Raw genomic sequence first — 19,764 nt, 5'->3', positions numbered from 1 at the left:
CAGAGGAGGCTTTCCATTGTACGTCTGGATAGGAAAAATGGCAGGGCTTGAACATCGATTGCACCGATGGGCCGGCTTCATCCCCCGTTGGGCTATTCGTTCAGCTTGTTATGGCTTAAGCTGGCTGCTCTTTATGTTTGCAGTGAAATGGAGAAAAAAGGTGCTGAGTAATATGAAGCAGCTGCTTCAAACCACCGGTACGCTTCAGCTTTGCCATTACTGCAGATCGTATTTCTATCAGGTCCTTCTGACGCTTTACGAAATAGGATTCGATTCCTCCGGGCTGCTGCGGCATTGGGAGAAGCGTTTTGAAATTGAAGGCGAATGTCATCTCATAGAGGCGCTCAAGCACAATAAAGGAGTTATATTAACGGTTCCGCATATCGGCAACTTTTTTTTCTATTACTGGTATTTGTCACAAAAGTATCTCTGTTTGACGGTGGCTACGGCAGGGAGTGAGGAGCTTCGTCCTTTGTATCTCAAATTCCAACGGCTGGGCTGCCGCGGATTGGATTACGATAACGTCCCGCCCCTGCAGCTTATTCGCAGGCTGCGGAGCCATTTGAAGCAAAATGGTGTAGTCTTCCTTATGGGAGATTTTTACCGCCGAAGCTTTCCTCCTGCCTTTTTTTTCAACCGGGCCACAAGGAGTCCTAACGGTGCGGCACATCTTGCATTGGAATATGGCGTTCCGATTCTTTCTTTTTACGGATACCGGACCAAGGGATTTTGTCACCGGCTCGTCTTTGACGCACCACTGGACTTGAACGGGCAATTTCAAACGGATCAGCGGTATGAGGCAACCAATGCGTTGAATAAAATTCTGGAACAAAAGGTCAAGATGGCTCCGGATCAATGGTTTTACTGGTTTAATACCGAGGAAAGATGGGACTGTCACCCGGAACGGAAACAAAGCAGCAAAGGAATAGAATCCGCTTCATAATGGGTACTCGTGTTACAAGACCAAAGGTATTGTGAGGCTGATGAAGAACATGGATACAGGGAGCCATTTGATTATTGGCGCGACATTGGCGGGACTTGCTTATGTGGACCCCGTAGTGGCGCATAATCCAAGTTTGGCCCAGGCTGTTATGGTAGGCACATTGATTGGCTCTCATGCCCCCGATTTGGACACGATACTACGGATTAAGGGATTCTCGTATTATATCAGATATCACAGGGGAATTACCCATTCGATACCCGCTTTGTTGATATGGCCTGCGTTCATTACATTGCCGCTGATGATGGCCTACAGCCGTTGGGATGATTGGATGCATCTTTACGGCTGGATTTTTGCCGCGGTTATTCTTCACGTAGGGCTCGATTGGTTGAATGCTTATGGTGTACAGTGTATGCGGCCTTTTAACAGCCAATGGATGCATCTGGATGTTCTCGCTATTTTTGATCCGTTTTTATTTTTCCTTCATGCCTTCGGATTAGGATTATGGTGGGCCGGGTATGACCCGGCGGGCGTCTTTACCTGGGTCTATGCGATTAGTATAGGATATATCGGGTTACGGGCCTGGTGGCATCATCTTTTAGTGAAGCAAGTTATAAATATGGTCGGCCGGCAGAGCATTTGCCATGTGCTTCCTGATCTTCGCGGATTTCGCTGGAGCTTTGTCGTAGAAACAGACGAGTGCTTTTATACCGGTAAAATTGTTTTTCGTACGATCAGGATGGAGGATGTGTACACAAAAGAAAAAAGAAACCATATCATCCAAGCAACGATGGGCATAGATGGAGTCCGTACGTTCCTGGGCTTTGCCCAGCGCATTCATGTTACCTGGAGGGAACACAACGACGGTTATGAAGTAAAATGGAGCGATGTCCGTTTTTGGTACAACCGTAAATTGCCGTTTGGAGTAGATGTTCAGCTTGACCGTGAGTTGAAGGTGATTGATTACTCCCTCGGCTGGAGGAAGAAGGCGTGGGATCCTCCTTTTGTATAAATGAATTCAATTCCGTCGGATTCAACCTTGGAGATATGCTCCCCTTAAAGTAGACAGGTGAAATCATGAAAACCTGCTGCTGAAGGGGAGCTTTTTCCGCTTCTGAATATTTAAGCCCCCGGGTTCTTCATAAAATTAGAGCGGCATGTTCCGAAATACGGAACAAATATCTTGTTTAAACCGCTCAAAAAAACGATGATAAAAGTGTTCACCTCATATCATTTATCTACTTTTGCCAAGGGGGTCATTCGGGTATGTTTAAAAACGTACAATTGAAAACGTTTACTTTTCTGGCGCTTGTATTTGTATTTGTGATCGGGTGCAGTGCTGAACCGGCTGCGACAATGAAGGAAGCACAAGTACAGACCAATGGAGATAGTGCTTCGGCCCCGGTCTCCAATCAGCCTTTAGACCTCCGATTCATGGCTGCTCCACAATCCGGTTCATGGTATCCGTTAGCAGTAGGTATTACAGAGGGATTGAAGAAGAACATGAGTCAGTTAAAGCAAGTCAGTATTGAACCCGGCGGCGGTGTTGCCAATGTAATTGCGGTCAACGGCGGAAAGGGACAAATGGGATTCTCACAGGCTATGCCGACGGTTGACGGTTATGCCGGTAATCCGCCCTTTAAAGAAAAGAATCAGAATGTGCAGTATGTGCTCTCGTTATTCCCGCATACCACACATATCGTTGTGCTGAAAAATTCAGGAATCACCAACATCGAAGAGATCAAAGGCAAAAAAATCAATGTTGGTCCTAAGGGTTTATTGACCGAAGATATTGCGGCCAGAATTCTTGAGGCTTATGGCATGAGCTATAAGGATATGGCCAGCGTTCAAAATCTGTCCTTTTCAGATTCCGTCGAGCAGATGAAAGACGGGCGCTTGGACGTACTGTTCTGGACGGTGCCTTCTCCCTTTGCGGTATTGACCGATCTGGCTCAAAGCAAGGATATGGACTTGCTGGCGATCCCCGAGGACAAAATTGAACAAATGACCTCGTCCAATCCCGGTTTGGTTCGAGCCATCCTGACAAAGGGAACGTATAAAGGTCTGGATCATGATGTGGTGACCGTTCAATCCCCGCTAGTGGTTATAGCCAATAAGGATGCACCGGTGGATCTGGTATACCAGGTGACCAAAACCATATACGATAACCTGAACGATTTGAAAAAAATCGATCCTGCTTTGAAACCGGTGGATCAGGAAAGCCTGCCGGCCGATATTGGCGTTCCGATGCATCCTGGGGCCAAGAAATTTTTTCAGGAAAAAGGATTATTGAAATAATACGCTGTAAGACCAACGTTACATGGTGTGGCTCCACGCAAGATTATACAAGAAAGGCTGGGTGAAAATGCAGCATTACTTGAAAAAGCTCGTGCTATTCATTACGTATGCCTTCAGTTTTTATCATCTGTACACCGGGTTCTTCGGTACGTTCGAGACGTTCCTGCAGCGCTTTGTCCACCTGTCTTTGGCTATGTTTCTTATATTTTTGCTGTATCCTTATAAAACCGGAAGCCGCATCATCAATAGGATTCTTAACAGTACAACGATCCTGTTGACTATACTTTCCATGGGTTATTTATATTTGAACTACGATTATATTCTTGGTGAACGATATCCAATGATCACGCCGTTAACTACCATGGAGACCCTGTTGGGCATCGCGATGATCGCGTTGGTTTTGGAGGCTACAAGGAAGCTTGCGGGACCGTCATTGCCCATCATTGCCTTATTGTTTCTACTATACGGCTTTGCCGGACCTTATCTGCCGGGTATCCTTGCGCATGCCGGATATGACCTGGACAGCATTATCGATTTAAATTACATGGGGACGGAAGGCACCTTCGGTATTCCGCTCGGAGCAAGCGCCTCCTATATTGCACTTTTCATCCTGTTCGGTTCATTCCTTGCCAAATCAGGCCTCGGTACGCTATTGATGGATCTTTCTCTGGGCTTGGCCGGCCATACGAAAGGCGGTCCCGCCAAGGTTGCGATTATCGGCAGCGCCTTGCACGGCATGTTGTCCGGCAGCGCAGTCGCAAACGTCATGACGGTGGGAACATCGACCATCCCGCTCATGAAAAAGACCGGATATAAAGCTCATTTCGCGGGAGGGGTAGAAGCCGCAGCTTCCGCCGGGAGCCAAATCATGCCGCCTGTTATGGGGGTTATTGCCTTTATTATGACGCAGTACACGGGTATTCCTTATATCCAAATCGCTTTTTACGCTCTTCTGCCGGCGCTGCTGTATTTTTTGGGGATTGGCGTCATGGTCCATTTGGAGGCTGCGAAACATGGTATGGAGGGAATCCCCAGGAAGGAGCTTCCTGATTGGAAAGCCAGCCTCAAACGCCGTGGTCATCTGCTGCTGCCGATTGTACTTATGCTGGTTTTATTGATACTGGGTTATAGTCCATCATATTCTGTGACTTATGCCATATTAAGTATCATCATAATTTCCGCATTGCGCAAAGAAACGCGAATGAAATTTCAAATGATACTGGATGCGCTTCAAGACGGGGCCAAAGGCATGCTGATGATCGCGGCAGCTACAGCGACAGCAGGCATGATTAGCGGAATGTTCGGTCTAACCGGCCTGGGGCTGCGTTTTTCGGTATCACTCGGAGAGCTGGCGGGAGGGAACCTGCTGTTGGCTCTTGCCTTAACCGCTCTTACCTCCTTTATATTGGGCTTGGGGCTGCCTCCGTCAGCTTCTTATATCGTTCAAATCGCCGTGAGCATTCCGGCTCTCATATCCGTGTTGGAAGCAACCGGTGTAGATTCGATTGCCGCGAATGCTGTACTTCTCACGCATATGTTTGTCATGTACTGGGCTTCCGTCGGGGTCATTACACCTCCTGACGCTCTGGCCGCCTTCGCAGCCGCGGCTGTAGCCGATGCGAAACCGATGTTAACCGCGATGACCGCAACCCGACTCGCTTTTGTAGCTTACGTCATTCCATTTATGTTCGTTCTCAATCCTGCCTATCTATTGATCGGGAGCGTTGGAGATATCGCCTTGGCTATTTCGAGCGGAGTCTTGGGAGTCGTTGCTTTCGGCATCGTGTTTCAAGGGTATATTCATCACCGGATTGGATGGTTTCGCCGGGCCTGGGCTCTTGCTGCCGGAGGGTTGATCATTATTCCTAACCCTCTATGCAACATGGCGGGGATTGGTTTAATCGTGTTCCTGCTCGTATTCTCGCATCTGTATAAACGAAACGAAGCGGTTTCTTTGAACAGGTCCCTGTGAGAACAATGTCTGCCTTCCGTAAAATTCCGTGGTCTACGGTCCGATCCGTTGTTTTTATCACGTCGGTTATCGTCTATCTGGTATTTACCTTTTTCCATTTTCAGATGTTGGAACCGTTATTGTCTGTTCTGGCCGTGATGGCGATTCTGATTTCCATCCCGAAAAGCGGGAAGAGCGCTATAGCGTTCACCCTGCTTTTCTTGGGCGGGGGAACATGGTTTCTATGGCAAACGGGAGCAAGTGTGTTTGAGTACATCTTGTCTTTCGGAGACATGCTTTATCTGCTGTCGCTGTTTGCCATTGTTCCGGTTTTGGCCATCCCGATCAAAATCGGCAGGTATAGCGAAGCCATACAGCTGTTTTTGGAACGGAAAAAGAGGTCTGATACTCAATACTATGGTTTTATTACCGTCATTTCGTTCCTGATGGGCAGCTTTCTTAGTTTGGCCACGGTACCGATCATGTATCATAGCATTAAGAACTCGGTGGAAAAATGGGCAGGAAAACAAACCAATAAATTTGTTTTATCGTCCATTATTCACGGTTATGCCGTATCGGTTGCGTGGGCGCCGGTATCTGGCGTATTGGGCGTTGTGCTTACCATCACCAAGGTGGAGTGGCAGAACATCATGCTGCCATTATGGGGAATCAGCATCGGCGGTTTAGGTGCCAGCTGGCTGATTTACCTCGTGATCAGACGTCTGGGTCCACGGTTTCGTTTGGCTGATGGGGGAGTTGGGCATTCGGATGTCATGAAGGAAGGAGAATCGGAGATTGCCGTCGCTTTGGAGCCCGATGGGGCGCACGCTATTCATCCAACGATGAAAATGGTACAGATCGTATGGGCCATTGCACTGTTGATTGTTCTGGTCTTGACCCTGAACAAAATATTTCTATTGAGTATTGTTCTTATAGTAACCGTAATTGCACTGCCATTTGCTTATGGATGGTCGATTTTGTTAAAAAAAGGCTCCCATTTTGTGAAGGGAACCTCCTCCTATGTGAAGGATCAGCTTCCGGCGATGTCGGAGCAGTTTGCGATTTTTTTGAGTGCGGGCTTTTTTGTGAGAGCCCTGAATGAATCCGGCTATCATCATTATGTTCATCAGTGCTTTGTAGAATTAAATCACGGGCTGGGCGGTCCCGCATTCTTGATTTTATTGCCGCTGCTGACGCTGTCCTTCGCGCTTGCAGGTGTGCACCCCATTGCAGTCATTACCCTTTTAGGCGAATCGCTAAATCCGGTGCTGCTTGGTTTGTCGCCGGAACTTCTGACGATTGCGCTGACGGGAGGGGCTGTGCTGACCTTTCTGGTCGGCCCGTTCAGCGGAACGATTGGCGTCGGATCCTCCCTGATCGGGAAAAGTCCATTCCATGTTGCAGGCTGGAGCGTTTGGCAAGCGTTGGGGTTCTTTCTTGTATTGGTTATTGCTTTATTAGCTTATTAGCAGAGGTTCCGAGGAATTAACCCGTTACCGGAACATGACTAACCAGACGGATGGATTCCAGTAAACTGTTCGGGGAAGCAACACCTTTGCCGGCAATATCCGGTGCGCTGCCATGACCGACGGTGCAAAAGAAAACAGGGGTGCCGATAGTAAACGCGGTAATTTTATCGAATGCCAATAGCTTGATCGGCAGATGGGCTTGATCGTGGTACATAGCGATATAAGCATCGTATTTGAGCTCACAATGCTCAAGAAACAGGGTGTCGCTTCCATATGGTCCAAAGGCATGAATGCCTTCCCGTTGTGCTTGCAGGATAGCCGGTTCAATATCCTCGATTTCTTCTGTTCCGAACATTCCTTGTTCACCGGCATGCGGATTTAAACCGGCTACTGCCATTTGAGGCGCTTGGATCCCCATGCTGCGTACCGCTTTGTCGGCTGCCCTTATCGCTTTGAGCACCAGCTGCTTGTTGATCATTTGCAAAGCCCTTCGCAGTGACACATGCAGAGTGACGTTCACAATGCGCAGTCGGTCGGAGACTAACATCAAGAATGCTTCCTCAGGCTTCGTGCCGGTTACCTTGGCAACGTAGCTTGGATACCCGTCAAATTCGACCCCGGCGAGCTCTACCGATTTCTTGGTATGGGGTCCTCCGATCACTGCCTGTACCTTGCCTTCCAATGCCAGCTGTAATGCCTTGTTTGTATACTCCAGCATGGCTAGTCCATAGTCGGCGGCATGTTCTCCAATTTGCAGCCGGTCTATCTTGACGTTAGGCATATGTATCACATCGATAAGCCCGTATTGGAACAGAGCTTCACCCGGTTCCGTAATCGGATGCAGGGTTAACGGAGCCTGTAAAAGACGGATGTACCACGCCAGTAAGTTCTTATCTCCGATCAGAATCGGATTGCATATTTCATACGTTTTTTTGTCTAAGAGAGCCTTAAGGGAAATTTCCGGACCGATCCCGGCGGGGTCGCCGATGGTTATCATAATGACGGGCTTCTGATTATTCATGAGGGCTTCCTCCTGCAGCATATATTTAGTGCTCCGTATTCATAGGATAGCTTTTAAGGCGATTGGCAGAAAGCCTCTTGTTCAAGCATGCGGAAAAGAAAATGAATTTTTGGAGGGATATTTTATGAAATTAAAAAATAGGGAAGATTCGATGACCTCGGTCCACAAAGCGATTCGGATTTTAAGGGAATTTTCCCAGAACGAACCGGAACTCGGGATCAGCCAATTGAGCCGAAGATTGGGAATAGCCAAAAGTACCGTATCCCGTTTGATCCAAATTTTGTGCGAAGAAAATATGGTCGTTCAAAATACGGAAACCCGAAAATACCATTTGTCCTTAACTGCTTTTGAGATTGGTTCTGTGGTTTATAATGAGATGGAATTGTGCCAAATTGCTTTTCCGCTGTTGAAAAAAATGCTGTCTGCGGTGCAGGCGGCCATTCAAATGGTTACTTATGACAAGGGCGGCATTGTATACCTGTTGAAGCTTCCCGAACACCGGGACGGTAAAATATTAAACGTCATGGGGAAAAGGGTGCCGGCCCACAGCACTGCATCGGGCAAAGTGATGTTGGCCTTCCAGGACGAAACGGAAATCAGCCGCGTGTTGAGCACACATTTGAAAGCGTTCACCAACAAAACCATCACCTGTCCCGATAAATTGCGCGAGGAGCTGCAGAGGATCCGAAAAAAGGGTTATGCCGTGTCACACGATGAATTCAGTCAAGGCATGAGCTCCGTAGCCGTTCCCGTATTCGATGACTACGATTCGATTATCGCCTCCATCTGTATCTTAAGGCCCACCGGACAAATCACGAATGCCAACATCCCACCTCTACTAAAAGAGATGAGAATGTACAGCCGTTTGATTACCGAGCAGCTGGGTGTGGAACAAACGAAGAAACTCCGTTATTTACATTAGCAGGCATCATGGAAAACAACAAAATTTTATTTTTTTGTTCCGCATAGCTGAATCGTCTGCTGTCTATCGGTCCGTCGCTTCTCTAATATAAAAGTACTCACATTCCAATAAGAAAGGAACATGATCATGTCAAAACTTGGTACTGAGACGACGGAGATAATCAGCTGGCCTGAGGAGGGGGTCACTAGAGTTCCTTATCAGGTATATATGGACCCATCGGTTTACGAGCAGGAGCAGCTGAGGATTTACCGCGGACCAACCTGGAACTTCCTGGCTTTAGAAGCAGAGCTGCCGCAAAGCGGAGATTATAAGACCACCTTTGTCGGCGACACGCCGGTCGTCGTGACCAGAGACCGCGACGGAGAAATCAGAGCCTTTGTCAACCGCTGTTCGCATCGGGGAGCAACCGTTTGTATGGATTCCTGCGGCAATACCAAAACTTTCACCTGCGTCTATCACGCCTGGGCCTTTGACGCCAAAGGGGATCTGAAAGGAGTCCCTTTCCGTAGCGGTGTGGAAGGCAAGGGCGGCATGCCGGAGGACTTCGATACATCCAAACATGCTTTGCACAAGCTGAGAATCGAAACCTTCTGCGGTGTGATTTTCGGCTCCTTCGATCCTCATGTGATGCCGCTGCAGGAATATCTCGGTGAAAAAATGTGCGGGTATATTCGGCGTGTTTTCAATCGACCGGTTCGTGTTCTCGGCTATAACCGCCAATCGATGAATAATAATTGGAAGATTTATTTCGAGAATGTCAAAGATTCGTATCATGCAAGTATCCTTCATACGTTCTTTAGCACCTTTGGACTGAACCGCCTTTCACAACGCGGCGGTATTGATATGGACGATACAGGAATGCATCATGTGAGCTATACCTACGGTTCATCAAACGAGAACGAGGACACATATAAACAAGCGAACCTTCGTTCCTTTAATTCCAAATATAAATTGGAAGATCCTACCATGTTGGAAGGCCGGAAGGAGTTTGCGGACGGAATTACGCTTGCGATCCAGTCGATATTTCCGGGCATGGTACTGCAGCAAATTCATAATACGCTTGCGGTCCGTCAATTACTGCCGAAGGGCCCGGAGAAATGTGAGCTGCATTGGACTTATTTCGGTTATGAGGACGATGACGACCAAATGACAACGATGCGTATGAAGCAATCCAATCTGGTAGGTCCCGCCGGTTTTGTTTCTTTGGAGGATGGGGGAGTAGGGGAGCTCGTACAAAGAGGAATCGTCCGGGATAAGGATAAAAGCTCATTTGTCGAAATGGGCGGCAAAACGGTACAAAGTCAGGAATTCCGTGCTACCGAAACGTCGATCCGCGGGTTTTGGAAGCGTTATCGTGAATTGATGGGATATTAATCGGAAAGAAAGGAGTGCAGATCCATGAATCAACAGAAAGTGAATGCACCGGCATTGGAAATCAAAGCGGCCATAGAAGAATTAGTCCACGCCTACGTGGAATGCATCGACAATGATAAATTGGAGCAATGGCCGGACTTTTTTACAGAGGAATGCTTATATAAAGTGATTTCCCGAGAAAACTATGCGAGAAATCTTCTGACTTGCGTGATATACTGCGACAGTAAAGGGATGCTGAAGGACCGGATTACAGCCCACAGACACGCGAATATCTATGAGGCGCATACCTATAAGCACTTGGTAAGCGGTATCCGCATGGCAGGCCAGGAGGGTGATACTTATCTGGTGCGCGCCAATTATGCCGTTTTCCAAACGAGACAGGATGGGATAACAGAGGTTTATAATGTCGGCCAATACATGGATAAGATTACATTTGTGAACGGCGAGGCGAAATTTAAAGAAAAGCTGGCCGTTTACGATACGGCTCTAATCCCAACGCTGCTGGTAACGCCGATTTAATTAGCCGCTCATGCAGAAAAACACCTTTGAAGCAAATGATTGTCATCACAAAGTCAATCCTTATGTTACAATAAAAATAATCCAACCCAATTTATGTAATATGTAATCATAAGGAGGCATTGATATGAGCCAGACACCGAATTCGATCATACGGGAACCTTTTATCCTGGAGGCGGGCCATTTGGATACCGGTGAGCCGCTTTATATTCGCGGTGAGGTGAGGGCAGCGCGCGGGACGGAGGACACCGCCAGACCCGTTGTATTTATCAGCCACGGCTTCAAAGGCTTTAAGGACTGGTCTTTCTTTCCGTATATCGCGGAGCGTTTTGCCGGGGAAGGCTTCTTCGCAGTCACCTTCAATTACTCCTGCAACGGAGTGAACGAACGGGATTTTGACGAGCTGGATAAGTTCGCACGGAATACTTATTCACGGGAGCAGGAGGATCTTGCCGTCCTGCTTCAAGCTCTTGAGTCGGGAACGCTGCCGCTCGCTTCATTCGCCGATCCGCGGCGTCTTTACTTGCTGGGTCACAGCAAAGGGGGAGGCGGAAGCATTATTTTTGCCTCTGAGCATCCTCAGGTGAAGGCTGTCGTCACTTGGAACGGGATTGCATCGGCCGACCTGTTCGACGATGCGTTTAAAGCTCAGATAGCCGAGCATGGCATTGCCTACGTAACGAATGTGCGAACGAAACAAGACATGCCGATCCAGGCGAGCTTCTATGAGGACTTGTCCCGCAATGCGGAGAGGTTTGATATCGTCCGCCGTTTGGCCGAATTAAAAATTCCGGTACTGCTGGTCCAGGGCGGTCAGGATTCTCCGCGCCTGAAGGAAGGGTTTGAACGGCTTCGCCAAGCTGCGCCTCAGCATCAAATCTTGACCATTCCTAGTGCAAATCATACGTTCGGGGCCGTTCATCCGTTTCAGGGCATAACAGAAGAACTGGAAACAGCATTAAAGGAGAGCATTCATTTTTTGAAGGAAATTTCATAGTATGAACAGACGGTGACGACAATTCATCAGTGAACGCAATGCCGCTTTGGAGCACACCGGAATGATCGAATCCCTCTTGTGCAGACAGTATTGGGCTAATATTACCCTATCTGTTCGTGAACACAAGAGGGATTCTTTGTCAGGCGCTGAGAGGTTATGATAAAGTCCACTCTCTGCCGTTGACGTGAAGCGTTTGGCTGGTGACAAAGCGGGAATCATCAAGCGAGGTAGAGGTAGACGTATGTCGGCACGAGCTCAAATGGCTGGGCCATCCGCTTACTCCCCGGAAGATTCATAGTAATGCCGTTTCAGGAAATCTACGAATGCTTTAACTGCAGAAAGCTTTGTATCATCCTCATAATAAAATGCCCAAAGGTTCCGCAATACCGCTTTTCCATCCATTAGTAAAGGATAAATAAACAGATCATCGCTCTTGTCTTTTTCCGACAGCAGATAGTGGGGGATGATGCCATAGCCTAACCCATTAAGTACCATCTCTTTGCAGGTTTCCAATTTGTCGACCTCCATACTGATATAAGGAGGCTGTGTAAAATAAGTCTGCCACCATTGCTCGATCGCTCTTTTGGCATCGGGGTCGGTCTGGTGGCGGATTCTTGGCAAATGAGGCAGATTTTCGAGGGAGACCTGCTTTTTTGAGATTAAGCAAAGCTGATCTGAGCCCATCCATATTTTGGCATCACCCCATTCATAATCCCCCCGGATGATCCCGATATGTAATTCTTCTTTGGTCAAATGCTCCAAAATTTGTACACTCCAGCCCGTTTGAACGTTAAATTGAACATTCGGGTAATGATCGTGAAAGTTTTTCAGAATGGTGGGGAGTTTATACTGTGCAAAGTTACTGGAAACCCCGAGTCTTAATTCCCCGCTAACCTGCTTTTTTAAGTCCTGCAGCTGATCTTTTAATTTCCGCAGTTCAATGACCATTTTGTTGGCATAGGCAATCAGATGCTCTCCTTCTTTCGTGAATTTGAGCTCTCTTTTTCCACGGACAAAGATTTGGATATCAAAATGCTCCCCTAACTGATTTAGCCGGTAGGTCAAGGCGGGTTGAGAAATATGCAACTTCTGCGCAGCTCTGGTAATATTTTTTTCTTGATATACAGCCTGCAAAACGCTCCAGTCTTTATCGTCCAACCTCAGCATCTCCTTTAAACCAGGTATATGTTTAAATTATAAAGAAAATATTCAGATAATAAAGAATATTTATATTTTATTGATTATTCTTAATGTACTATAATCAATACAAACAAGATCAAGCAAAAAAATCCAGTGGATAATCCGCGTCCGCTGCATGGAATTTGGAGATGAAAGAGGGGGATTGCTTGAACACAAGGAAAAAGGTCGTATCGCTTGATAAGCTTTCAGATAAGATGAAGCATTTAATCCAAAGTAAGCTTGATCCCGCTGTTGACATTGTGTTTTGTGAACAGGAAAGCGACAAGGACATCCATCTATCCTCAGCGGATGTTTTGATTACGTTTACAAAAGGGATATCCAAAGCGTGGCTTGAACAAGCGGCCCAATGCCGATTCATTCAAAAATTGGGTGCGGGTGTGAACAATATTGATTTAGAAACGGCAGCAAGAAAAGGGATTCCTGTAAGTAATACCAAAGGGCAGAATGCCCGGTCGGTTGCGGAGCACGCCGTCCTGTTGATGATGTCGGTTTATAAGCATATCATTACGGCTCATAACGAAATGGTATTAAATGGGAAATGGTTAAAGACGGAACTGCGAGACCGCTCTTACGAATTATCTCAAAAAAAGGTTGGGTTAGTCGGGTTTGGCGCTATCGGAAAAGAGGTCGCCAACCTTTTAAGGGGATTTCAATGCGAGATCCGTTACTATGATGTTAACCGCCTGTCAGACGAACAAGAAACGAAGACTAATGTAAGCTTTATGGAATTCGAACCGCTGCTTGCCGAATCGGATGTGATTTCCTTACATGTGCCATTCAATCAGCACACTTACCATTTAATCAATGAAGAAAATTTAAAGTTGATGAAACCGACGGCGATCCTCATTAATACCTGCAGAGGCGGCATCGTGGATGAACAAGCGCTGTACCAAAGTTTGAAGAACCGACAAATTCTGGGGGCGGGGCTCGATGTCTTTGAGAATGAACCCCTGGAACAAAACGATCTCTTGACCACATTAAACAATGTTGTACTTACCCCCCATATTGGTGGAGGAACGGTAGAGGCGATGGAGAACGTCGTTGACAAGGCCTGCCGTAATATTAATCATTTTCTGCTTAGCGGTACACCTTACGACGAAGCGGATGTGGTGAACTTGTCCACACTAAAGCTGTCAGGAAATCAACAAAAATGGTAGGAGGTTTATACAATGAGTATCAAAACTTCGGATATCTGTGATCAGTTTGCGGATCAAATCCAGATTTGTTCGACCGCATTTCAATCTTACGGCAATAAGAAAGCGTTTACAGGGAAAATATCTACAGTAAAGTTATACTCGAATGACAACCGAATTTTCATGGAGGCGATCGAGCAAGTGCCTCCGGGAACCGTCATCGTGCTTGATGGTATCCATGTCGCACCTTGTGCCTGGATGGGAGATCGAAAGGCCGGCATCGCGGCATCCAGGGGAATTACCGGGATCATAGTTCATGGTTTGGTGCGCGATATCGAAGGTCTGGCCAATCTGGATATTGGTATTTTGGCCTTGGGAAGTCATCCGTTAAGCAGCAGATTTGTCAAAAAAGAACAAAGGGGAGTTCGCGATGTGATCCTTGATTTTGGCAATGTCGATTGGGTTCCAGGCCATTATATTTATGCTGATCCCGATGGGGTCGTTATTTCAGAAAAAGAATTGAGAGTGTAAGGAGTGAGGATTCGAGCATGAATGTAGAACCCAATCCGGATGTCCTCAAGCTGCTGCAAAATCACAGATCAATACGAAAATTTAGAGACCAAAAAATATCGGATCCTGATTTAGTAAACATTATCACTTCCGCCCAAGCGGCACCTTCCTCAAGCCATGGGCAGTCCTATTCCATTATCGGAGTAACCGATCCGATCAGAAAAAAAAAATTGGCGGAATATGCCGGCAGCCAGCCCCAAGTGGAATCCTGTTCTCATTTTCTTGTTTTTTGTGCAGATTTATATCGGTTGGAAAAAATTGCATTGCAGCAAGGTGTGAATATGACAGCAGCGATCGAATCAACGGAGATGTTTATGGTTGCTACGATAGATGCCGCATTGGTCGCTCAAAATGCAGCCATTGCCGCCGAGGCGCTTGGCTTAGGGATTGTCTATACGGGAGGGCTGCGCAATCATCCGTATGAAGTAGCTCAACTGCTGGAATTGCCGAAGAGAGTTTATCCGGTATTCGGAATGTGCATTGGCTATCCCGGGGAGATTCCGGATCAAAAACCGCGGCTGCCGTTGGAAGCGATTTATTTTGAAAATAAATATAAGAGGTTTGAAGAGGTTAACAAGCATCTTCATCAATATGATGAAATCATGAGAGCCTATTATTTGAATCGAACCCATGGTATCCGATCCGAAACCTGGTCAGAAACCATGACCAACAAAAGAAAACGTCCGAGAAGAATGAATATGAAGTCTTTCTTGTCCGAACAAGGCTTTCCGCTTGCATAAAAAATAAGGGAGGTAATTGCTTTGATAGGAAAAATAAAATCCGTCATGGCTTCCGTCATCATTTTATCTCTTGCCTTCACCTTAGCCGCCTGTGGGTCACAAAGCCAAACCCAGCCGGCCGGAGGAACAGCAGATTCCCCTTCAACCCCGCCGGAGGATGACTATCCGAACAAACCGATCAACCTGGTTATTCCGTTCTCGCCTGGCGTAGCGGGAGACACCTTCTCCAGAACGTTTGCCAAGATTGCCGAAAAATACGTCGGTCAGCCTTTTGTTCCCGTTAATAAAGAAGGCGGAAGCGGTGCTGTAGGCGTATCCTACATGATGTCCCAGCCGGCCGACGGGTATACGATCACTTATCACTCTTCAACCTTTGCTTATACGATGGCTTCAGGCCAAGTGCCGTTCAAAACGAAGGATATTGTACCGATCGCAAGCATCAATGCTGATTATCAAGTGTTAGCCGTATTAAAGGAAAGCCCCTTTTCAACCTTTGACGACTTTGTCCGGTACGCCAAAGCCAATCCGGGGAAGCTGAAGGTATCCGGCTCCCAGACCAAGGGTACCAATCATGTTTTCTTATATAAAATCTTAAAAGAAGCAGGTATTGAGGCGAACTACATTCCTTACGACGGCGGCAGCAAGACATTGCTCGCCTTATTGGGCGGCAATGTGGATGCCTTGGTATCGTCCAGCTCGGTAGTCAATCAGCATGTTGACAGCGGTGAGGTTCGGATCTTAGCGGTTACCGGTTCAGAGCGCGCTCCGAACCGTCCGGATGTACCGACATTTAAAGAATTAGGCTTAACGAATATCGTTGATGAGAATTTATGGCGGGCCTTTTTTGGAAAGCCTGGAATTCCGCAACATCGGCTCGAAAAATTAAGCAAAGCCTTTGAACAAGTAATACAAGATCCGGAGTGGAGGAAATTTATGGAGACGGATCAGCAGATAGATTTTTATAAGAACACCGCTGATTTTACCGAGTATTTTAACAACTATGTTACCGATGCGGAAGAAGTGTTTAAAAACCTGGAGTAATCTGATACCGATATCTTTCCACTTTCACAGTTCAATTGGGGGAATTCCGGCTATGGAGTGGCGAAAGTTGAGATCAACAAGCCTGAAGCGGAGGCGAGGCAATGAGCTATAAAATAGCAAGTTACGTGTCCCTGATCTTTTTCTCCATGATAGGAATATTGTTTTTCAGGTCTTCGTTTTATTTACCGGCAGCATCGGGACAAACGATCGGACCTGAATATTTCCCGAGACTGCTCAGCATTCTTCTGATTATCTTTTGTATCATCAGTTGGATTACAACAAAGAAAAAAAAAGATGAGCGTGTTGAAATTGCGAATCTCCGCTACATTATTTTCACAGTCCTATTGAGTATTGTGTTTATCGGTCTGTGGCACATGTTCGGGTTATTTTATCTATTTGCATTCATCTACATGGCCATTTTGTTTTATTTCTATAATCAAGACAAACATAGTATAAAAAAGGCATTTAAATACTTGGCTATGGCGTTAGGATTGGCCGCCTTCTTATATGTGGTGTTTGATCGTCTGCTGAATTTTACAATCCGCTAACGGAGGATAAGCTATGTTTGATTTTCTTTACTATGATTTTTCGCAATTATTGACGTGGAGCAATGTATTCGCCATTATTTTTGGCACCTTGTTTGGGCTGCTTATTGGGGCATTGCCCGGACTTGGACCTACGGTAGGCGTAGCTTTGCTCCTGCCTTTAACCTATACGATGGATACGGTTCCGGCCATACTGATGCTCGTCGCTTTATATCAGGCCGCCGAGTATGGAGGCTCCATTACCTCCATAGTTCTGGGCATTCCCGGGACTGCAGCTGCCGTAGCAACCGTCCTTGACGGCAACGCCATGGCCAAGGACGGGTACCCAGGCAAAGCTTTGGCTTATTCCTTAATCCCGTCTACCATTGGAGGCCTCATCGGAATTCTCGCATTAATGATGCTTACGGTTCCTTTGACCAAGCTAACCATCAAATTTGCCGATCCGGAATTGTTCTTAATCGCACTTTTAGGTTTGATAAGCGTTGTGAGCTTAAGCTCCAGGGACATTCCCAAAAGTGTCATATCGGTCCTGTTGGGACTGCTCCTGGGGACAATAGGCTTAGACGTTTTTACCGGTTCCGCGAGATTTACGATGGGCAGCATTCATTTTATGGAAGGTCTCTCCTTGATTGCCGTCTTGACGGGTTTGTTCGCCATCTCGGAAGTTCTGAGCATGGTGACCGACGATTTGCGTAAGCGATATGTTACAAATACCCAAAACTTAAAGGTATCGCTGATCTGGAGTGAGCTGAAATCGGTATGGAAGAGCACAACCAAAGGATCCGTCATTGGGGTCATCGCGGGGATCATCCCGGGACTCGGGGCCAGTGCGGCTTCGTGGCTCGCCTATACGGAAGCGAAAAGAGTATCGAAAAATCCGGAAAAATTCGGGAAGGGTGAACCTAACGGCATTGCCGCTCCCGAGGCGGCGAATAACGCCGTCGTTGGCGGGAATTTAGTGCCTTTATTAACATTAGGGATTCCGGGATCCGCAACGGTTGCGGTGATTATGGGGGCTTTTATGATACAGGGAATTCAACCGGGGCCGCAAGTATTTAAAAATGAACCTGATTTGATATATGGGATTTTCTGGGGATTTTTTGCAGCCACCATATTAATGTATGTATTTGGCAAATATACCACCTCTGTTTGGGCCAGGCTGCTGACCATTCCTAATTATATCCTTATCCCCATCGTTTTTATTGCGTGTGTCATCGGCGCATATGCCCATAAGGAATCCCATTTTGACGTATGGTTAGCCCTTTTTATCGGACTCATTGGTTTCATGATCAAAAAATTGGATTACTCGTTTCCGGCCTTTATTTTGGCGTTTGTCTTAGGTCCCCTGATGGAAAGCAGCCTGAGACGTTCTCTTATGCTATCCGAGGGAAGCTACAGCATATTTATTTCGCGAGGCTATTCCATTGGGATCATTATACTTATACTGCTCATCGTTGGCGCCACAGTATATGGGAATTGGAAGAGGAAGAAAACGGCTCAAACAGATCGAGTGAACATGTGAGTTGAGATTCATTTCATACCAATCGGTACAGGGGAGGAAAGGTACATGGCGTCAAAGTACAGAATTGTAGATGTGGATGCGCATTATCACGATGATCCAAGAGCGGTGCACAAATACTTGGAAGAGCCGTGGAAGAGCCGAATTCGGGATTGGAGCGGGAAGTATTTTTTGCCGGTCAGCGGTGGGTCGGTTGGTGATCCTTTAATGGGGGGCCGCATTCGAATAGGCGCACACAAAAATGATATGTCGAAAAGAACCCTGGGTATCTCCTCTACAAGAGAAAGCATAAGAGAAACGATGGAGTTTCTGGATTTTGAAACGATTGTGATGGTGCCGACCTATATGCTTCATTGCGGGAGAATCAACGATAAAGGCCGTGCCGTCGCTCTAGCCAACGGCCATGCGGACTATATGTTAGAGGAGATGGCCGATCCGGAGCATGGTATTTATTGTGCGCTTCCCGTGCCTTCACAAGATCCGGAAGAGGCAAGAAAATTAATTGAAAGGGTCGGTGCCGAGCCCGGATTTTGCGGAATTATTATTGTGACGAACGGACCGAATCCGCCGCTTGGGGATCGTTACTATGATCCGATATATGATGCTGCGGAACGGTTTCACCTTCCGTGTATCCTTCACAGCGGGTTTGCGGGACCAGATGACAATACGTACGCAAAAGGCTTGGAAAAATGGGTGGAGAGCCACAGCCTGGATTTTGTGTTCAGCAATATGATTCAGTTGACCAGTGTTGTGATGCAGGGCGTAAAAGAACGTTTCCCTACATTGGATTTTATTTTCCAGGAATCCGGTGTTTTCTACATTCCGCAAATGATGTACAGATTGGATAACGAATACATGCGGCGCAGGGCGGAAGTGCCGTTACTGAAAAAGCTGCCGAGTGAATACATTAAGGATTTTTATTATGGAACCCAACCTTTGGAGCTGCCCGGCAATATGAACCATCTCAAAATGGTATTCGAAATGATCGATGCACCCAATACGTTAATGTATGCATCGGATTATCCTCACTATGATTGGGATCATCCAACATGTATCGAGCGCTTGACGTTCCTTTCCGAGGAAGACAAATTCAAAATTCTTGGAGAAAACGCAAGAAAAGTTTTGCGGTTTAAGGAGGAATAACATGAGCACACATTATTTATGTCCTGCGGCGGATATTACGGTTGGAAACCATCGGGTCTTCCGGATTGGACGCCACTCCTTCGGCGTGTTCAAAGTAGAGGGAAGCTATTATGCGCTGCGAAATTACTGTCCGCATCAGGGAGGACCGCTTTGCGAAGATGCCGGTGTATTTGATCGGATTGATGCGGAGGTCGCGGATAATCACAAAGTGAGGGAATTTATATCCGTAGAAAAAAATTTGATTGCCTGCCCCTGGCACGGTATCGAATTTGATGTCCGGACAGGAGAATGCCTGGTCAGAAGCGATTGGAAAGTCAAAACCTATAAAGTTCAACCGGATTCTGAAAACAACCTGCAGATTGAACTGCCGGACTGATCGCTTTGC

Annotated in this window: 19 protein-coding genes; 17 read left to right on the top strand and 2 right to left on the bottom strand. The window is 46.8% G+C overall.

Annotation, left to right across the window (positions count from 1 at the left end; genetic code table 11):
* Positions 1 to 16 precede the first annotated feature (16 nt).
* From BLT35_RS13295 to BLT35_RS13275, 5 genes are all read left to right on the top strand, one after another.
* Positions 17 to 943 (top strand): lysophospholipid acyltransferase family protein, encoded by a 927-nt coding sequence (locus BLT35_RS13295; protein WP_074728374.1) that lies wholly within the window; start codon positions 17 to 19, stop codon positions 941 to 943.
* A gap of 49 nt (positions 944 to 992) precedes the next feature.
* Positions 993 to 1,952, top strand: a complete 960-nt coding sequence (locus BLT35_RS13290) for a metal-dependent hydrolase (protein ID WP_062408085.1) — start codon at positions 993 to 995, stop codon at positions 1,950 to 1,952.
* A gap of 254 nt (positions 1,953 to 2,206) precedes the next feature.
* Complete coding sequence (locus tag BLT35_RS13285) at positions 2,207 to 3,238, top strand: TAXI family TRAP transporter solute-binding subunit (RefSeq protein ID WP_074728373.1); 1,032 nt, start codon at positions 2,207 to 2,209, stop codon at positions 3,236 to 3,238.
* Between the two features lie 22 nt (positions 3,239 to 3,260).
* Positions 3,261 to 5,210, top strand: a complete 1,950-nt coding sequence (locus BLT35_RS13280; protein ID WP_083351296.1) for a TRAP transporter permease — start codon at positions 3,261 to 3,263, stop codon at positions 5,208 to 5,210.
* Positions 5,207 to 6,658 carry a hypothetical protein gene (locus tag BLT35_RS13275; RefSeq protein WP_139170814.1) on the top strand — a complete coding sequence of 484 codons (1,452 nt, stop codon included), beginning with the start codon at positions 5,207 to 5,209 and terminating at the stop codon, positions 6,656 to 6,658. The genes BLT35_RS13280 and BLT35_RS13275 overlap by 4 nt, the downstream gene beginning before the upstream one ends.
* Before the next feature lie 16 nt (positions 6,659 to 6,674).
* On the opposite strand, the gene BLT35_RS13270 is transcribed toward BLT35_RS13275, so the two are convergent.
* Positions 6,675 to 7,679, bottom strand: coding sequence for a PdxA family dehydrogenase (locus BLT35_RS13270; protein WP_074728367.1), 1,005 nt, complete (start codon positions 7,677 to 7,679; stop codon positions 6,675 to 6,677).
* Positions 7,680 to 7,803: 124 nt separating this feature from the next.
* Between BLT35_RS13270 and BLT35_RS13265 the strand changes: the two genes are divergently transcribed.
* From BLT35_RS13265 to BLT35_RS13250, 4 genes are all read left to right on the top strand, one after another.
* Positions 7,804 to 8,601, top strand: a complete 798-nt coding sequence (locus tag BLT35_RS13265; protein WP_062408091.1) for an IclR family transcriptional regulator — start codon at positions 7,804 to 7,806, stop codon at positions 8,599 to 8,601.
* A 207-nt stretch (positions 8,602 to 8,808) separates the two neighbouring features.
* Complete coding sequence (locus BLT35_RS13260) at positions 8,809 to 9,975, top strand: aromatic ring-hydroxylating dioxygenase subunit alpha (RefSeq protein ID WP_254777558.1); 1,167 nt, start codon at positions 8,809 to 8,811, stop codon at positions 9,973 to 9,975.
* Between the two features lie 24 nt (positions 9,976 to 9,999).
* Positions 10,000 to 10,494 (top strand): aromatic-ring-hydroxylating dioxygenase subunit beta, encoded by a 495-nt coding sequence (locus BLT35_RS13255; protein WP_074728363.1) that lies wholly within the window; start codon positions 10,000 to 10,002, stop codon positions 10,492 to 10,494.
* A 124-nt stretch (positions 10,495 to 10,618) separates the two neighbouring features.
* Positions 10,619 to 11,488 (top strand): alpha/beta hydrolase family protein, encoded by an 870-nt coding sequence (locus tag BLT35_RS13250; RefSeq protein ID WP_054818153.1) that lies wholly within the window; start codon positions 10,619 to 10,621, stop codon positions 11,486 to 11,488.
* A 276-nt stretch (positions 11,489 to 11,764) separates the two neighbouring features.
* On the opposite strand, the gene BLT35_RS13245 is transcribed toward BLT35_RS13250, so the two are convergent.
* On the bottom strand, positions 11,765 to 12,646 hold the full coding sequence (locus tag BLT35_RS13245) for a LysR family transcriptional regulator (protein WP_074728361.1): 882 nt from the start codon (positions 12,644 to 12,646) through the stop codon (positions 11,765 to 11,767).
* Between the two features lie 188 nt (positions 12,647 to 12,834).
* Between BLT35_RS13245 and BLT35_RS13240 the strand changes: the two genes are divergently transcribed.
* The 8 genes from BLT35_RS13240 (at position 12,835) to BLT35_RS13205 (ending at position 19,755) form a co-directional block, all read left to right on the top strand.
* Positions 12,835 to 13,845 carry a 2-hydroxyacid dehydrogenase gene (locus BLT35_RS13240; protein WP_074728359.1) on the top strand — a complete coding sequence of 337 codons (1,011 nt, stop codon included), beginning with the start codon at positions 12,835 to 12,837 and terminating at the stop codon, positions 13,843 to 13,845.
* Between the two features lie 12 nt (positions 13,846 to 13,857).
* Positions 13,858 to 14,352 carry a ribonuclease E activity regulator RraA gene (gene rraA, locus BLT35_RS13235; protein ID WP_074728357.1) on the top strand — a complete coding sequence of 165 codons (495 nt, stop codon included), beginning with the start codon at positions 13,858 to 13,860 and terminating at the stop codon, positions 14,350 to 14,352.
* Positions 14,353 to 14,369: 17 nt separating this feature from the next.
* Positions 14,370 to 15,131, top strand: coding sequence for an oxygen-insensitive NADPH nitroreductase (gene nfsA / locus BLT35_RS13230; RefSeq protein ID WP_074728354.1), 762 nt, complete (start codon positions 14,370 to 14,372; stop codon positions 15,129 to 15,131).
* A gap of 21 nt (positions 15,132 to 15,152) precedes the next feature.
* Positions 15,153 to 16,172 carry a Bug family tripartite tricarboxylate transporter substrate binding protein gene (locus tag BLT35_RS13225; protein WP_074728352.1) on the top strand — a complete coding sequence of 340 codons (1,020 nt, stop codon included), beginning with the start codon at positions 15,153 to 15,155 and terminating at the stop codon, positions 16,170 to 16,172.
* 101 nt (positions 16,173 to 16,273) lie between these two features.
* Positions 16,274 to 16,720 (top strand): tripartite tricarboxylate transporter TctB family protein, encoded by a 447-nt coding sequence (locus BLT35_RS13220; RefSeq protein WP_074728349.1) that lies wholly within the window; start codon positions 16,274 to 16,276, stop codon positions 16,718 to 16,720.
* 13 nt (positions 16,721 to 16,733) lie between these two features.
* On the top strand, positions 16,734 to 18,239 hold the full coding sequence (locus BLT35_RS13215) for a tripartite tricarboxylate transporter permease (RefSeq protein WP_074728347.1): 1,506 nt from the start codon (positions 16,734 to 16,736) through the stop codon (positions 18,237 to 18,239).
* Between the two features lie 45 nt (positions 18,240 to 18,284).
* On the top strand, positions 18,285 to 19,379 hold the full coding sequence (locus tag BLT35_RS13210) for an amidohydrolase family protein (protein ID WP_074728345.1): 1,095 nt from the start codon (positions 18,285 to 18,287) through the stop codon (positions 19,377 to 19,379).
* Position 19,380: 1 nt separating this feature from the next.
* Positions 19,381 to 19,755 (top strand): Rieske (2Fe-2S) protein, encoded by a 375-nt coding sequence (locus tag BLT35_RS13205; RefSeq protein ID WP_074728343.1) that lies wholly within the window; start codon positions 19,381 to 19,383, stop codon positions 19,753 to 19,755.
* Positions 19,756 to 19,764: the final 9 nt, after the last annotated feature.

The organism is Paenibacillus naphthalenovorans (assembly GCF_900099895.1).
Lineage (GTDB): Bacteria > Bacillota > Bacilli > Paenibacillales > NBRC-103111 > Paenibacillus_G > Paenibacillus_G naphthalenovorans.
This window is presented reverse-complemented; position numbering and strand designations above follow the sequence as displayed.

Coding starts and splice junctions, on each gene's coding strand:
- BLT35_RS13290 (WP_062408085.1), top strand. CDS start 993: ATGGATACAGGGAGCCATTTGATTATTGGCGCGACATTGGCGGGACTT.
- BLT35_RS13285 (WP_074728373.1), top strand. CDS start 2,207: ATGTTTAAAAACGTACAATTGAAAACGTTTACTTTTCTGGCGCTTGTA.
- BLT35_RS13280 (WP_083351296.1), top strand. CDS start 3,261: ATGGTGTGGCTCCACGCAAGATTATACAAGAAAGGCTGGGTGAAAATG.
- BLT35_RS13270 (WP_074728367.1), bottom strand. CDS start 7,679: ATGAATAATCAGAAGCCCGTCATTATGATAACCATCGGCGACCCCGCC.
- BLT35_RS13265 (WP_062408091.1), top strand. CDS start 7,804: ATGAAATTAAAAAATAGGGAAGATTCGATGACCTCGGTCCACAAAGCG.
- BLT35_RS13260 (WP_254777558.1), top strand. CDS start 8,809: ATGGACCCATCGGTTTACGAGCAGGAGCAGCTGAGGATTTACCGCGGA.
- BLT35_RS13255 (WP_074728363.1), top strand. CDS start 10,000: ATGAATCAACAGAAAGTGAATGCACCGGCATTGGAAATCAAAGCGGCC.
- BLT35_RS13250 (WP_054818153.1), top strand. CDS start 10,619: ATGAGCCAGACACCGAATTCGATCATACGGGAACCTTTTATCCTGGAG.
- rraA (WP_074728357.1), top strand. CDS start 13,858: ATGAGTATCAAAACTTCGGATATCTGTGATCAGTTTGCGGATCAAATC.
- nfsA (WP_074728354.1), top strand. CDS start 14,370: ATGAATGTAGAACCCAATCCGGATGTCCTCAAGCTGCTGCAAAATCAC.
- BLT35_RS13220 (WP_074728349.1), top strand. CDS start 16,274: ATGAGCTATAAAATAGCAAGTTACGTGTCCCTGATCTTTTTCTCCATG.
- BLT35_RS13215 (WP_074728347.1), top strand. CDS start 16,734: ATGTTTGATTTTCTTTACTATGATTTTTCGCAATTATTGACGTGGAGC.
- BLT35_RS13210 (WP_074728345.1), top strand. CDS start 18,285: ATGGCGTCAAAGTACAGAATTGTAGATGTGGATGCGCATTATCACGAT.
- BLT35_RS13205 (WP_074728343.1), top strand. CDS start 19,381: ATGAGCACACATTATTTATGTCCTGCGGCGGATATTACGGTTGGAAAC.